The organism is Prevotella melaninogenica, from assembly GCF_018128065.1.
Classification (GTDB): domain Bacteria; phylum Bacteroidota; class Bacteroidia; order Bacteroidales; family Bacteroidaceae; genus Prevotella.
Map to the genome: position 1 here is coordinate 1,775,727 of NZ_CP072360.1, position 15,261 is coordinate 1,790,987.

Annotated in this window: 12 protein-coding genes and 3 pseudogenes; all 15 read right to left on the bottom strand. The window is 36.9% G+C overall.

What is annotated here, in order from left to right; translation table 11 throughout:
• Window positions 1-1,722, bottom strand: coding sequence for an AAA family ATPase (locus J5A56_RS12935; RefSeq protein ID WP_211815563.1), 1,722 nt, complete (start codon window positions 1,720-1,722; stop codon window positions 1-3).
• A 116-nt stretch (window positions 1,723-1,838) separates the two neighbouring features.
• A pseudogene (locus tag J5A56_RS12940) lies at window positions 1,839-2,800 on the bottom strand (Fic/DOC family protein).
• A gap of 10 nt (window positions 2,801-2,810) precedes the next feature.
• Window positions 2,811-3,887 carry a Fic family protein gene (locus J5A56_RS12945; RefSeq protein ID WP_036920252.1) on the bottom strand — a complete coding sequence of 359 codons (1,077 nt, stop codon included), beginning with the start codon at window positions 3,885-3,887 and terminating at the stop codon, window positions 2,811-2,813.
• Between the two features lie 72 nt (window positions 3,888-3,959).
• Complete coding sequence (locus J5A56_RS13715) at window positions 3,960-4,424, bottom strand: hypothetical protein (protein WP_249112130.1); 465 nt, start codon at window positions 4,422-4,424, stop codon at window positions 3,960-3,962.
• A 20-nt stretch (window positions 4,425-4,444) separates the two neighbouring features.
• Window positions 4,445-4,981 (bottom strand): hypothetical protein, encoded by a 537-nt coding sequence (locus tag J5A56_RS13720; protein WP_249112132.1) that lies wholly within the window; start codon window positions 4,979-4,981, stop codon window positions 4,445-4,447.
• A complete protein-coding gene (locus J5A56_RS12950) occupies window positions 4,978-8,253 on the bottom strand; it encodes an AAA family ATPase (protein WP_249112133.1) in 3,276 nt (1,091 codons plus the stop codon). The genes J5A56_RS13720 and J5A56_RS12950 overlap by 4 nt, the downstream gene beginning before the upstream one ends.
• Window positions 8,250-8,480 (bottom strand): helix-turn-helix domain-containing protein, encoded by a 231-nt coding sequence (locus J5A56_RS12955; RefSeq protein ID WP_018910543.1) that lies wholly within the window; start codon window positions 8,478-8,480, stop codon window positions 8,250-8,252. The genes J5A56_RS12950 and J5A56_RS12955 overlap by 4 nt, the downstream gene beginning before the upstream one ends.
• A 99-nt stretch (window positions 8,481-8,579) precedes the next feature.
• Window positions 8,580-9,242: pseudogene (locus tag J5A56_RS12960) on the bottom strand (hypothetical protein).
• A gap of 2 nt (window positions 9,243-9,244) precedes the next feature.
• Window positions 9,245-10,165 carry a relaxase/mobilization nuclease domain-containing protein gene (locus tag J5A56_RS12965; protein WP_211815564.1) on the bottom strand — a complete coding sequence of 307 codons (921 nt, stop codon included), beginning with the start codon at window positions 10,163-10,165 and terminating at the stop codon, window positions 9,245-9,247.
• A complete protein-coding gene (locus J5A56_RS12970) occupies window positions 10,162-10,515 on the bottom strand; it encodes a plasmid mobilization protein (protein ID WP_211815565.1) in 354 nt (117 codons plus the stop codon). Before J5A56_RS12970 ends, J5A56_RS12965 begins: the two co-directional genes overlap by 4 nt.
• Before the next feature lie 143 nt (window positions 10,516-10,658).
• A pseudogene (locus J5A56_RS12975) lies at window positions 10,659-11,246 on the bottom strand (toprim domain-containing protein); the annotation flags it as partial.
• Between the two features lie 278 nt (window positions 11,247-11,524).
• Entirely contained in the window at window positions 11,525-13,204 is a 1,680-nt protein-coding gene (gene tnpC, locus J5A56_RS12980; protein ID WP_249112090.1) for an IS66 family transposase, read from the bottom strand.
• Window positions 13,205-13,267: 63 nt separating this feature from the next.
• A complete protein-coding gene (tnpB, locus tag J5A56_RS12985) occupies window positions 13,268-13,612 on the bottom strand; it encodes an IS66 family insertion sequence element accessory protein TnpB (RefSeq protein WP_211807225.1) in 345 nt (114 codons plus the stop codon).
• Between the two features lie 208 nt (window positions 13,613-13,820).
• Window positions 13,821-14,567, bottom strand: coding sequence for an ion transporter (locus tag J5A56_RS12990; protein ID WP_036918637.1), 747 nt, complete (start codon window positions 14,565-14,567; stop codon window positions 13,821-13,823).
• A gap of 215 nt (window positions 14,568-14,782) precedes the next feature.
• Entirely contained in the window at window positions 14,783-15,241 is a 459-nt protein-coding gene (locus J5A56_RS12995; RefSeq protein WP_036918633.1) for a DUF6078 family protein, read from the bottom strand.
• Between the last annotated feature and the right edge of the window lie 20 nt (window positions 15,242-15,261).

Consider the following 15,261-nt stretch of genomic DNA (forward strand, 5'->3'; position numbering starts at 1 on the left):
CTAATCCCCCATCATTGTTCCTTTGAAAAGTTGGATAAAATCTTCTTTAATAAGTCTTCCTACATTAAAGACATGGATATGAGAAAGACTAGAAACAGGATCATCTATTACAATAATCCGTTTTTTTATAGCGTCATTAGCTAATTTACGACCTTTACATTGTTCGGTAAAATAAAGAAAGCTTATTATCATTTTTTCTCCTTCACTTAGGGATTTAAAAATCTCCTCTTCTGTTTGATCTCCTCTCGTTATGCGATATAATCCTTCTTCTTCGTGTTTGATAATCTTAAAATCGGTAATTCCTAAGTCTAGCAAAAGAGCATTTATATTCTCTATTGCTTCATCAATATTGATTACATTTTTCTGCTCAGAAGTAATTATTCCCTTTTGCTCCTGTATTTGAGTAGTATATTCTTTATACTCATGTTCGATTTCATTAATCGCTTGTTTATGAGAATTCAAAGTGGTGGTGTACAAAGAAACAGTCTGATCATATTTGAATCTTTGTATCTCCCAGAAAGTATCCTTGATATGGTCTATCTCTTGTTGCTTATTCTGTAATTTTGTATTATATTCTTCTATAATCTTATTTGCATTAGATATGATCTCATTTAGCCTGTCTAATAGTTCTTGATGAGATTCAATTACAACTTTTGTTCCAGGAGATTTACATTTTTCTTCCATCCTCAAAAGGTTATTTCTAATCACATTCATAAATTTATTAAATGCAATTTCATAGTCTTTCTTAAAACGATTGAGGATAGAAATGTTATCAAAAGTATCAATCTTCTGAGTGTTTTCAACCTCTTCCTTATACTTATCTTTTAAATCTGTTAGATTTTGTAATATGTCATTGTATGTTTTATCAAAGTAACCTTTTAGGTCTTCTATAATCTTACTTGTTATTCCTTGTTGGCAAAAGGGGCATTGATTTGTATTTAAATTTAAATATGATAATCCATCTTTCACCCAATCTGCATTAGCTAAGTTATCAATTAACTCAGATACTTTGCTTCCCTTATTTCCTGTAATAACTTCTCCAAATATTGTATATTTCTCTATTGGTTCACCATTGAAAACCATTAAAGGAATTCTTGGAATTTCTACAGCATCTTGTTTATTTAAATTGTTTACTTCATTCTTTAGTTCTTCAATGGTCTTTGTCGGTTCTATCGTAGGCTTTTTCATATTCAATAGATGATTAAATAGATTCTCTTTGCTACTTTGAACCCCTTGAAGACAATATTGTAGAACTCTATCTCCTCCAGAATATTGTCTTTTGATTTCCCAGATTTTATTTTGAAACCCTTCTACTTTTTTGTTCCATTGTTCGTCTTCTTTTTTTCTTTTCTCTTCAGCTTCCTTTTGCTGTTTATATAGTTGTTCTAAAAATTTATTTGCAGAATCAATCTTAGTTTTAGCCTCTTTATTTTCTTTGGATAAGGTAAAGATACCTTTAATATTGTTCTCAGTGTAAAAGGTTTCTTCAATAAATTGCTTATTGTATACAAGAATTTCCTCTATCTGCATATCTAAATTAGGATTTATAGAGCAATCACTAAAATTAGAACATTCTGGAAACGAATGTAAATAGGAAGCAATAGTACTTTTACCAGTTCCATTTAGACCGTATATAAGAACTACATTCTTATTGTTTGTGTCCAATATAGTTTCGCCTTTATAGCATGATTTTTCTTTCTTTAATTTTATACTTTTTATCATAATGGGAATATCAATATTTATAATCTAAAATAGTTTTACATACTTGATAAAGAATTTTTACTCCAAAAAGTTTGTATGTTTCTAGTAATATGAAAGGATAATCATTGATATAGAATTTAATCATTTTGTTCGTAACAATATGAATAATCTATACATTTCATAAACATTTCTCGGTCATCAATCTTAGCGGTTAATGCGGGCTTTACTAATGCCTTGATGTGTGTATTGTCTGACACGCTCTCACGCATAGCTGCCAAATAGTCGTTTTTGTTTATTTGGCTCCAATCTACACATCGTTTGAGAGAACGTTTCAGCATGAGGTCTAGCCAAATGCGAGTGCTGCGACCATTACCCTCCATAAAAGGATGGGCTACGTTGCATAAATTCGGCTGCACTCGACCATTTGTGAACGAGTTCACATGGTGCTCATTGGCACGAATTTTCATTTCCACATATTATTTGTCCATAATCTCATCAAAAGTTGTTTCTGGCATTCGTTCTATTGTTTGCAGCGTTGCAGGGAAGTGCATATAATTAGCGAAAGTAAAACCTCCTTTGGATATATTCTTAGTTCGGATTTGTCCAGCAAAGTCATACAGTCCTCCAAAGAGATAAGCGTGTATTTGTTGCAGACACTTTACACTTCTCGGTTCTGCCGTTTGCAAGATGCCACTTTCAAAAAGCTGATAAGCCTTTTTCTTGCTCTGTCCGTCAATAGTGTTATCACTATAGAGGAACCTGTCAAGAAAGCTTGTTGCCTTGGTATTGTTGATATGCTTTGCCAAAAGGGTTACACCCTCTGCATCAAACGTATCTGTCTTATAAGACTTCCCGTCAGAGGCTTTTAGCTTCAGTTGGTTAGTAGCACTAACCAACTGACTGTTTTCTTTTCTTAGTTTGGTTTTGAGATACTTCCAATAATTCCTCGTCTTTTGGTAATCATCTTGCTCGTTAATCGCAGCAATGATGTCCAGCACAGAGAACCACCACTTACTGTGTTCGTCGTCCCACACCGCCCTCACTTCACGGTCGTTGAAAAAACGAATAGATTTTTATGTTGTTCTTTACGCGCTTCCATAAATGGGAATTTAGTTGTTCGTTTTATTATTTTTTATCTCCCAATAGCCATTGCGCTTACCATTTTTGCGTTCAATAATGCCACGTTCTGACAAACGCGTTGTCATACGTTTTACGGTTCGCTCAGACTTACCTATATGCACAGCAATTTCCTTTTGCGTTGCTTGTGGTTTCTCCTTGACAAACTTTATAAGTGCTACTTCTTCCAAAGTGTAATCCAAAGTGTCATTATGGCTCTTTGGAACTTCCAAACTGGCACTTTGAACCAGATGCTTTGGTGCTTCTATATGTAGAAGTCTGTTCTTTAGTTCATTCTGCTCACCTAAAATCAAATTGCGAAAGAATGCTTCAAGGTATTGTGTTGTAGCAAAGACGCCTTTAGGCATATTGTTATAGTTGGCTCGAACCAGTGCGTTACGAAAATACCACGAATAGTTAGCAAAGGTTTCGTTACTGATGTCGAAACCAAATATACGCAGATACTTAATGGTAAAAACTGCCGTTGTACGAGTATTGCCCTCCCCGAACGGATGAATTTGCCAAAGGTCAGAAACAAATTTTGAGATATGGCTCACAGCTTCTGCTATATCATGATGCTTATAATCGTATTCTTTTTCACGGGCAAAGTCGTAATCCAGCGTTTCACGGATACTATCAGCACCAGCATATAGTACCGTTTCTCCATTCAACACCCATTCCTTTTTCGTAATGTTATAATCTCTTATCTTTCCTGCATGCTCATAGATGCCTTCAAACAAACGACGATGAATTGAAATATATTCCAATGGCGAGAACGTAAAGCTCTGTTCAGATAGCAATTCGGTAATACGAGCCGAAACTTTATCAGCCTCTTCCGTTCTATTCCCGCCCCCCTTACGAGCTGACTTTGACTCATAATAGCTATTGACGAGCTGCTTCACCTCCTCAATCGTGATGTCACCCTCAATATGCTGGCGAGCAGTTTCACGCAAATAATCAGAAGTCTTCAAGCCATCAACAGCCTGCAAGCCAATAGCCGTCTGCCACGCATAACCTTTTTCACGTTTATGCGGCTCGCTTTGTCGTATATATTTTTCAAAATCGGTCATGTCAAATTTCATACATTTATTTTTTACCATGAATGTAATATTTCATCATTAACAACAACTATGGTAGGTAAATTATACACCTAACTTTTCTATTGCATCATTTATAATATAAGAATTCGCAATGACATATTCATCAAACAAGTTCATCATTTTGTTCATCGCGTCCAAATTTTCCTCTTCTTTCATTTGCTTATATATGCCTAATAAAAGTTTCACAATTTTCTCTCTAAGGTAAAAATCATCAGAATGCAAGAAGTCATGCGCTTTTATATACAGGTAACAATCTAATGGTAGCATACTAGCACATTTTTCTAGGTATTTAATCTGAGAAAAACGTTCCCGATGCGTTTTATTGTTCCAATTCTTTGTAATCTCCTTAAATAGATTAAAATCTTCTACAGATAGGTTATCTATATGATATTCATATGATTTTACAATCTCTTCTCTATTATCCGCAATGTGACATAGCACAATATCATTTGCTGTTTCCCTATAACAAGGTTCAGAAATATTTTTTAAGGAAAGTCTTACCATCATCGCTATTACTTTCTCATTATTCAACAATAAAATTTATTTAGATTTTGCCTGCATGTATTCCTTATGTCTTTATGATATAATCCATAAAAGAATATCTGAGCCAAAATAACATGGCATCTATTATCTTTCATAAGATTAGAAATGTATGCACGCACGGAATCTGTCTTAAAATAATAATGAGACTGTATTACATCTGCTCTTACCATTAGCCCATAGGCTCCACTACCAGATAAATATACAGAGAATAATTTATCAGTTAGCACTTCATCATAATATTCCTTGTAGTATATGTAGTATAAAACCTCTAAGCGCAATTCTATTGCTAAGTCCTTATATAATAGGTTTAAAAGATGATAGATCTGGGCACGACGGGTGGATAACGCACAAATAGATATAAGGATATTCAATGCATGACCTTGAAAACTATTGATAGCAACACCCAATTTGTGTTGTACAATATCTGCTAAGCTTCTACAGTGCAAATTTTCTTGCTCATCTTTTAAAAGTAATGGTTGTTTTATTGCTTGTATAAGTATCGGTATCAAATCATCTATCACACAATTTTCTTCCTTTGTATAGTTCGTGGCAAGTTGTTCAAAAGTATATGCATTATTTTTATATAGTCTATATTCATATATCTTTGGAAGAACGGGACTAACTCTTTTTTCTCAGCCCCACCTAAAAATAATCCTAATAATCCTGCTTCTTTGTACATGGATTTGATGTTTGGATTGTCATGTAAAGAGATGATAAATTTCTTATACTTTTCTGGAGAATTCTCTACACATTTAGTAAATGCTTCTGCATGTGCTCTTAGACTAATTGGCGAAAAATTTCCTTTGCGGAAAGCCTTGTGCTCATCTAATTTATCAAAAGAGGATAGCCAATTCTCGGGAGAGAAATGATTATAAACTTCTTGCGTTGTTATACCTCCACAAATGGATGCAGCTGTTACATGGTGGTTAGGTTTCTCATTTACATATATACCATTGAAACGCCGACAAAGTTCTTGCTTACATCGCTTAGCTTCTTTTGTCAATGTAGATTCTAAAACGGTACAACATAGCAACTGCCACTTATTCCAACCAAGATAAGGTAGCACAAGTTCAGTGTATCTTCTATCATAGTTATGTATATAGTCTCCTCTTGACCGATATTTCAAAATAGTCTCTTGATACTTTACTTGTTCTTCATGTGATATTGACAGGTACAATTTAGATAGAGCTTCTAAGAAATAATACCTAACGTCACCAAATTCGATGAACTTATCTAATTCTTCATTATTTGAAATTAAATTCTTGATATATGTGTCAAATAGAGTTGGTTTTGCTGCAATTACCTTGAAAGATAAAATAAATGCAGATTCATCTTCAAGGGACAATAATTTTTGCACCATAGAGGTGCCAAAATCTTGTTCCCCAATATATTGTGTAAGGAGATTTCCTAACCATTCAAAAAACTTTTCTGCATAGTCAGACATATAGTTACTAAAAATCTCATTTATCGAATACCACTGATAGCTTTGCTTTCTTGTCTTGGAAACTATCTGCAAAAAGCAGTCGTATGTTATCATTAAAAACTCTTTTGGGTACTCCTTATAGAGCCTATTACATATCTGTTCAAACAACTCGTAATCGTAATGCGACTTATGCTTATTGTTATTAACAAAGTAGTTAATGAGAAGTTCCTTCGTCTCTTCCAAAGCAAAATTCAGATTGGTATCAATTGCATCTATGACACAACTTGCCAAATCGAAATTGGGTTTTACTTTTAAGTTAATGTAACTTTCTCTTACTTTCTTATTGGAATAATCATTATGATTTCGTAATATCCACATCGTTATATTCTCTTTAGTAGGACTGTCCTTTATTGTATCTACCATGTCATAAACGTCGTCGGGAAATTTCGAGGCATAATTCGAAAACAAAATTCGCAGAGGATCAAAATAATCGTTTTCGGTGGTAAGGTCAGCCACTAAAGGTTGTATCAAGTCCTTTATTGTCGGGAACCAAAAAGGATTTGCTGTTGTCGAAAGGAAATAAATAAATAATTGATGGTTGAGTTTGGGCAACTTCTTAATGATATCAATCTCGAACTTATATACAGCATCACTATATGAGAGTATAGAAAGAGCCAGTTGTTTCAGATGCAAACGAATATCATTAGAAAATATTATTGTATAAATATCCTTCTTATACAATGAATCAGAATGTCCCCTTTCAAAATCTAAGAAAATTTTAATTGAGGAACGTACTTCTAACCCTTGAAATTGACTTTTCAATTCAGTAATAAGAGACTTGTTCTTTGATGCATAATACCTTGCAAGTACATAATCGTAAAAACTTTGATGAAAGAACGAGATTCTTTTATTGTCATATTTTACGATGCACTCGCTTGCTAAATACCTTGTCGCATTATTGTTTCCAGCCGTTATTAACCATGTTGGAGTTAAAGTTTCCGCTCCTTGAACAGACTTTGCAATTTCAAACATGACATCTTCCAAATTACTACAAGACGTATGTTTGCTTGCATAATTTATCAATGACAACCACAAGCCATCATATAACTCCATATAGTTTTGATAATTGTATTCTCTAACATTGCCAGAGCCATATAACCTACAAAAGACATCTAGATATTGGGCAGTTTTTAGTATCGTAATTGTTTGGGATGTTAATTTACAATAAAGACCAGAATCTAATCTGTTAATAACATACTCAACATCCTTATCATCCAATCTATTCACCTCAATAGCAGTGCTATGCTCTTTTAATTGACTTAATGATGGGTCATATTCTAAATCATACTTCCTACAAGACACTATTATTCTTATGTCTTTGCTATACTCCTTTTCCCATGCAGCAATTACATTCAAGAGTATATTTAGCTTATCTCTATCGTTAGATAAATATTGGGATAATGCATCTATTTGGTCTATAATAAAAACAACTCTCTTATGCTCAGATACTAATAAATCCAGTGAAGCGTGTAATCTCTCCAAAGAAAAATCAGAAGTTTCATTTTCTGTAATGTTGTAATAATCTGCCTTAATCGTCAGACACTTAATTCCTGATGCAGTAAGTTTATCCAGTAAATCCTTAATGATAACAGTTTTCCCGACTCCTGCATTTCCAACCAGAAGTTTTAATTGACAATCTTTAGATGTCAAATCGCCTTGTATCCAATCAAATAATTGATCTGTTTCTTTTCTAGCTATATGAGATTCTTTTAATCCATAAAATGTAGTTGTTATTCTTTCAAAAGATTTCAGGTTTACATCTAAAAAATCTAATAGTTTTGACTTCTCATCTTTTAATGATAACATTTGCTCATGGTATAATGTTTCCCATAAATCAATGACCGAGTCAACATTATTTTCTGTAAGATTTTCGTTGTCTTTAAAATAATACCTGTAAGTCTGTTGAATATTTTCCGAGTTAGCAATTTGACTCTCAACAAAAACTCTGTCAATATACTTCCAATAAACGATATCGTTGTTAGTATCACAAGTGATAAACAAAACAACTTCTCCTTTCATTCTATGGGCATACGCAAGAAGCGATCTCGGGATGTCATAACAGACGCCCTTCTCCCTGATAGCGTTGTTATTATAATGCTTTATCTGCACAGTAACTTTTGCGACAATTGTATCATTGCCATCCAAAATGCTAATATACCCATCTGTATTTGCTTCTGTTCCACCTTCTTTAATGTTAGAAGTGTCAACCCTTTTATCTTCTAAGATTTTCCGTAGTAGCCGAACAGATTTTTCATCCAAACGTTTTGAAGCCCAAGATGATTTATTGGGCTGTAAATTCAGATCTTTCATTTAAGTTGCTCTTTACTCAATTCCTTATCTACAAACACTATTAAATCCTTTGGATTAACCTGCAAAATCTCTGCTATCTGAAATAGCAATTCTAGGCTTGGCTGTCGACGATTGCAAACATATGAGTTGACAATAGTAAAACTCTTGCCGAGCTTTTCAGCAAGCCATGTTTGCTTAATCCCTTTCTCGATAAGCACCTCTTTAATTCTATTAGTTGGACTTTCCATAAATATCATCTGATTGTTTGCAAATATAGTAAATTTTCTTGTATAAAATACTCAATAAGAGGGGAATTTTCCCTCTTATTGAAGTTTATGTGTTCAACACTATTTGTTTTTCTTATTTTGCAGGTTATTCTGCATCAAACTATCTGCCTTTTGCTTCAATTCCATGTCGTAATCATCGGCTTTTTCCTTGATTAGTTTGATAATCTTTTCATTGCGATGAATGTCAAACATATCGTTAAGCCATAGGATTTCCTTAGGGCTACAACCTCTCCATACTCTAATGATACGAAATTTCAAGGTATCGTCTTTGTTTTGCTGTTTGCTTTGCCACAAGAAGTAATTGCCGACCAAAGAAACAAAACAAAGGACAGATACTGCTACCATATAAGTAAAGACTTTCGACAACTTGATGTCAAAGCTGTGTCTATGAATATGCTCTTGTTACTTTGGATGCTCTTTCTTCTCCTGCCATTCGTGCAACATGGTCAAGACACTTGCCACCAATTTGTCCATGGATTTAGCCTCCTCGTCCTTGATACGCACTTGCACACCAATATACTTGTTAATCACTTCTTTTGTTCGCTGTTCATACTGATTGAGCAATTCCTGTTCTTTCTGCTCATCACTTTGTGCTAGTGTAGATTGAACAGGGAGGGAAACAGAACCGTTCTCCTTTTCTTTCAGTTCCTTTAGTTCCCTGTAAATTGTTTCCAGCTTGTTCTTGATTTCCTCAAAGAGGACAAATGTATTATTATCTGCCATAGTTATAAATGTATTTTACGTTTTTTCTTTTTCTTCTTTTTGTCGAGTGTGTTGTAAACCTCCGCAGGGACAGTACCATGAGTTTGAAACAAATCCAATCCTCCTTCTATGAGGTTGTTGGTAATTTCGCTCGTAACACTTGCAACATTGGATATGAGGTTTATCATTCCTTGTGTCTGCTGTTCGTGTTCCCTGTTATTCTGTTGCAGGGCAAAGTCTATTTTAGAATAGCTGAAATTCCTATCCACTTTAGAACCATTGAAATGATAACCGTTCTTTTCAAAGATGATCCCCTGTACTTCCTGTGAGTTACCTTTGTACTTGAAACGGACACCAATATCCTGCTTTTTCAAATGAGCAAGTAAGGCTTTCCAATCCCTGCACCGAGCTATTTCTGCTTTCAATGCCTGATAGATTTCATATTTGGTCTTGTCGGGTTCTTTCAAGCGATGTTCCTTGACTTTTTCCTTGCCATCCGCGAAATATAAACCGTGTTTCGCGGTCAGTTCCTTACAAATCTTCTCACTTTTGAATCTGTCGTTACGGTCAGAAATGGTCTTCCCATTGTTATCTATGCGATTAAAAGCGATATGAACGTGTGGATGCTCCTTATCGAAATGGCGACGGATAATGTACTGCGTATCTTTTATTCCCATCTTCTCCATGTATTCACGAGCGATCTGCCCCATCCATTCATTGCTGAGCTTGGAAGAATCCTGTGCCGAGAAACTCAGGGAGATATGCCCCACAACCTTGCTTACTCGTGGATTCAGTTCTGTCTGGTCGATGAAACTTTGGGCAATATGACTAATACAATCTGTTCTCACACCCGAACTATCTATGAGTTCCGTTCCTTTCTTCAGGTCAAGGATGTAATTGATGACACCCTTGAAGCCCGAACCTTTTATTATCTTTGCAATCATCTTCGTATCAGGTTTAGGATTTCGTCAATCTTACCAATAATGGTTTTATGGAAAGGAGCAATGACATGAGATCCTTCCGCATTGGCGCGATGCGCCAATTGGTTGAGATTGTTTGCCATACCACACAGTTTACGGATGAAGTCTGCTTGCTCTACGGTCAGCCGTTCAATGACGTATCCTTTTGCAAGAACTTTCCTTACAAACTCACTCATGGTTACTCCTGCGCTTTTGGCTTTGCCTTTGAGCGTATAGTAATCCTGCGTATTCAGTTTCACCATGATACGGTATTTCTTCTTTTCGGCTGCGCCCTTCGTTGGGCGACCACCTTTTTTATATTCTGTTTTTATCATACTTGTTTCTTTAATTTGATTTGATGGAGACCAACGGGATAATCCTCTGCAACGACTGTCAGGAGGTGGAGCAAGTGGTTTTGGTATGCCCAAAACATAAACTTGCTCCCCGAAAAACAGATTACGCAAAGCAAATCCTACAATCATAGCTTAATCCCTTTGGTCTTCTTATTTTCTGCTTTCTCTGAATGTTTGAATGCAGCACTTAAATACTCATTTAGGTCTTTATATTTTTGAAAAATAGGCGAGCGGTCTTGAATAGAAAAACCATCTCTTTTAAGTTGTTCAAAAGTCCGCTTTCCTCCATCATCATTATCTAAATATGAACAGATGAGCTTATACTTTGAAAGAAAAAATCTTGACTTTTTGATATTATTAATCGAGTTAAGTATCAGTGCAGCTTTCTTCTCTTCATCTGGACTCATCGTAAGCAGACTAAGATAATCCATAAAACCTTCAAACAGATTGATTTGTTCTGAAGGACTGGGAACATACGACACATCGGAAGGAGGCAAACACCCTTTGAAGTATGGATTGCGCAATGCATACCCATAAGAATTGTTTGGAAAGTCTATTGCGTAAAAACTCCTATCACCAATTCTATAATGGATTTCCCTACAATATTTTTTCGCAATGTTCAGATTGATTCCTCTATGTGTGAAATATTCTATGAGATTCGGATGACATAAGTTGGTAGAGCCGACAACCTCTATACGTGATTGGCTTGGAGAATCAGATTCTTCAATTCATTTTCATCTCTCTTATTGAGTGCCTTTAGCTGGTCTTCAATATTGATAAAAAGGTATTCCGCAATCAGTGTTTGTACATCTCTTCCTTGTACAACCAGCCATGTCACAAAGTAGTGTTTCCATTTATCAGGTTTTGTACCATAATACTTGTTGTTGATTTTTACGATGCAAATGAAAAAAGTGTGTAAGCATCCAAAATTCGCCGTCTTGTCACTTCACAAAAAAACCTTATATGACTGGCTTCATATAAGGGTTCTATGCTATTTATAGTTTATGGGTAGCAGTTTAATCAATTCCTCATCCTCCATGTCCAGCAAGGGTTTTGCTAATACCTGCCTTAACCACACATTAGGTTCTATCTTTGCTTCCCTACAACATGCCATGAACGTATAGAAGATGGCATTGTTTTCGGCTCCTTCGTTGTTGCCACAGAACAGATAGTTTTTCCTTCCCAATGTAATGGGTCTGATGGCTTGCTCCATAAGATTGTTGTCTATATTGAAACGCCCATCTTGTACGTATCGGCTGATGCGTATCCATACGGCGAAAGCATAACGCAGAGCTTTCTCCATAGCTTCGCCAGGGAGATACTCCTTGTGTACCTCCTTCATATATGCTTCAAGAGCCTTTAATATAGGATATGCTTTGGATTTTCTTTCAGCCTGAATCTCTTCGTAGCTGGCGTTACTGTGTTTTAAGTTTGCTTCTAACTCGTAGAGTACAGCGATCATCTTAACGATATGGGCGGCATTCTTATCATTTGTCGATAAATGCTCGAACTTTCGCCGGACATGTGCCATACATCCCAAGAGCTCTATGCCTTGAACGTTTTCAAATCTGCTGTAAGCTTCATACCCATCGGATTGTATAGCACCATGATAGCCTTTGAAGAGTTCGTCGGGTACGGCTCCCGATCGTGAACCTTCCTTCCAATGAAAGAAGACCCCTCGGCAGTGCAGCGCATCTCTTACTCCCCACAGATAACCCTTGCGAGTCTTACCCTTACGGTCGGCAACTTGTACGCTTGTCTCATCAACTTGCAAGTAGGGACTCTGTAAAATCAACTTTGCTTGGAGTTTATATAGAGGATATAAAGCGTTAGCTGTGCTGTGAACCCAGCTGTTTATGGTAGAGGTTGGGATGTTGATGCCATACTCTTTCCATCTGGTGCTTTGTCTATACTCTGGCAAATGATAGACAAACTTTCCTGTGATAATCTCAGCCAGCAGAGAGGCATCGGCAAAACAATCCACAGCTTGCTTCTGTAAAGGAGCTTCCAGTATGTCAATCTTTGCATCCGTGGGTTTTGCATCTTTCAAACGGCAGACGATGCGGTCTTCAACCTTAACATAAAAGCTTGAGGGACGTAAGCACAAGTGTTCTGTCTTATCGTGACCGATGATAACCATACGGTTTTCATCATAACCGTCTGGATAAATCTCAGTAACCACACGCTCTATATCATTAGGAACATAAGAGGCATATGGCTTGCCTTTTCTCGTAGAACGAGCGTTACAGCTTGCTTCCCTGCGCTGCTTAGCTTGCTTCTCTACTTCCTTGATGATAGTTGGTATTTCCCCCGAAAGTTGTTTACCTTCTTTTGCCCAATCTTTATCAAAGAACGAACCTGCCCAGCCGTTGGGACTCTCAGGTAAACGCTTTTCGCTACGTCTACCGAATACCATACGCTCAAGTTCAAGAATACGTTGAGATTTTCTTGCTAACTCTGCATCCTTTTGCTTAAGTTCTGCATCCTTTTGCTTAATCTCAACATCCTTAACCTTGATCTCTGCGTCCTTTTGCTTAAGTTCAACATTCTTGCTCTTAAGTTCTACATCCTTACTTTTAAGCTCCATGTCTTTCTGCTCAAGGAGATTTATAAAATCTTCTCGAGTTAAAAAATGATAGTTAGACGCAGTCTTATTGTTGGATGTATTCATCAGAAAACCAGTTATTTATATGATACAAAGGTACGAAAAATATCTGGATTTTGCAAGAAATTTCTAAGGTTTATTGTAACGTTTCCTTCGATAACAATGAGGATTTATACCTTCTATATAAAGGACCAATTCATCCCATCGAAGTTCATAAAATCCCTTGGTTTGCTGCATGATTTTACCACTTAAACAACCCTGTGCCATCTGCTTGTGGTATACGACAAAACCACATCGTTCCCAATGAAGCAGCTTGATACGATTGCGAGAACGATTATAGAACACATAAACACAACCATCAGATGGGTTAAAATCATTACCACGGACGAATTGACATAATCGAAGCATCCCCTGGCGCATATCCACAGGAGAACAACAAACCCGATAAACATTTGTTTCATTCAGTGCAAACATCTTTTTTGTGCAAAGGTAGCAACAATGCTGCATCCACAAAAGACGGCTAATTTTGGATGCTTACAAAAGTGTTTCCTCTGTGTCCTAAGACACTGAAGAAACACTATAAAAACACAATAGCTTTGTGTACTATTCTATTATTTGACTATCTGAAAGGCTTTATATGATAGGCATAGTCCCATTCTTCTCAACGTCACGAAGATGGCTTTTATACTTCTGAATGCCTGCCCCTCCCCTTTCGCAATTCATCGAGATAACAGGCGGTTATAACGCCAGAAGGCAGCGCAATAACGGCTATACCGAACAGAGACGAAAGCATACTTACGAAACGACCGACATCGGTGACAGGACACATATCGCCATAACCTACCGTGGTAAGTGTCACGGTTGCCCAATACAAGGCATCAAAGAAAGAACGGAAGGTAGGCTGACCTGTATATGGGTTTATGTGGGGTTCGACATTGAACAGTATGAGTGCCGTCACGAAGATATAGAGCAGAGCCAAGACCAAGACAGAAGACAGGACCTGACGCTCCTTATAGAGAATGGACATGAACAACCGCACCTTGCTTGATATTCCAAACATCTTCAAGACTCTTGTCAGCCTCAATAGGCGTGTGAAACGGAAGAGCTTGAATGCAGGATTAAGTAGCGTAACGGCAGGCAGGATAGACAGTAGGTCAATGATTGCCATAAAAGAAAACGGATAGGTGAGAAACGCTATCTTATGATTGTTGCTTCTCAAATCAGCCGTACCCCAGCGAAGCAGGTAATCAATGATGAACACAAGCGTTGAAGCTATTTCCGTAAACCAAAACACTTTGTGCGACTCCATGAACATCAACGGGAGAAGGCTTACGAGAATGGTCAGAACCATGAACCAGTCATAAGCCGTACACATCCAGTCAGAACGTGACTTCCTGTCTATTATGTTTGCTATCTTCTGTCTATTCATATTACTAAATGATTTCTTGTGAATCAACGGCATTGGATAAGTTCATTTAAAGAATTGGACAAGCTAATCCAATCAATTGGACTGACTAATCCAACTCATTGGACACGTCTGTCCAACTCACTGGACTAACGTGTCCAATTTTATAAGTTATATACCTTTCTATAAGAACCTAATGAAGAACTGTCAGAGAATGTCAAGCAAATGTGTGCAGATATCTAATTGTATCTTGCCAGCCGCATCACAGCAGCGTATTGTTCTTCATAGCGATCAAACTCGATGGCACTACCGTCATATCCCATTTCTGCAAAGGAAAGGCAAACCATCTCTTGCTCTTCCTCGGTGATAGCGCGTCGTTGCTGCTTCACCTTGTAATAAACTTCAGAGCCGAAGCAGGACATAACGTTGAGCTTTACACCACGAAGGTCACTTGCTCGCACGTTGTCATAAATTCGAGAGATGCCCCACGCAAAACGCTCCTTGCGCTTCTGTTCATAATACGGATATGGCTGTGCACCTGTTACCACTTTCGGGTTCAACATCATATACCGTTCCCGACCACCCGACTCAATCATCGTGTAGGCTGTATGCCGCAAACACTGGCTGGCTTTCTCGCAGTGAGTACCAGCACAATGTTCGTAATCGTAGGATAAATAGTTGTATTCTTCAAGGGTCATAGGGTTATTGCTTATAACTA

What these genes read in the sequence shown, in the direction of transcription:
- J5A56_RS12935 (WP_211815563.1), bottom strand. Translation starts at nt 1,722, where the DNA reads ATGATAAAAAGTATAAAATTAAAGAAAGAAAAATCATGCTATAAAGGC.
- J5A56_RS12945 (WP_036920252.1), bottom strand. Translation starts at nt 3,887, where the DNA reads ATGACCGATTTTGAAAAATATATACGACAAAGCGAGCCGCATAAACGT.
- J5A56_RS13715 (WP_249112130.1), bottom strand. Translation starts at nt 4,424, where the DNA reads ATGATGGTAAGACTTTCCTTAAAAAATATTTCTGAACCTTGTTATAGG.
- J5A56_RS12950 (WP_249112133.1), bottom strand. Translation starts at nt 8,253, where the DNA reads ATGAAAGATCTGAATTTACAGCCCAATAAATCATCTTGGGCTTCAAAA.
- J5A56_RS12955 (WP_018910543.1), bottom strand. Translation starts at nt 8,480, where the DNA reads ATGGAAAGTCCAACTAATAGAATTAAAGAGGTGCTTATCGAGAAAGGG.
- J5A56_RS12965 (WP_211815564.1), bottom strand. Translation starts at nt 10,165, where the DNA reads ATGATTGCAAAGATAATAAAAGGTTCGGGCTTCAAGGGTGTCATCAAT.
- J5A56_RS12970 (WP_211815565.1), bottom strand. Translation starts at nt 10,515, where the DNA reads ATGATAAAAACAGAATATAAAAAAGGTGGTCGCCCAACGAAGGGCGCA.
- tnpC (WP_249112090.1), bottom strand. Translation starts at nt 13,204, where the DNA reads ATGAATACATCCAACAATAAGACTGCGTCTAACTATCATTTTTTAACT.
- tnpB (WP_211807225.1), bottom strand. Translation starts at nt 13,612, where the DNA reads ATGTTTGCACTGAATGAAACAAATGTTTATCGGGTTTGTTGTTCTCCT.
- J5A56_RS12990 (WP_036918637.1), bottom strand. Translation starts at nt 14,567, where the DNA reads ATGAATAGACAGAAGATAGCAAACATAATAGACAGGAAGTCACGTTCT.
- J5A56_RS12995 (WP_036918633.1), bottom strand. Translation starts at nt 15,241, where the DNA reads ATGACCCTTGAAGAATACAACTATTTATCCTACGATTACGAACATTGT.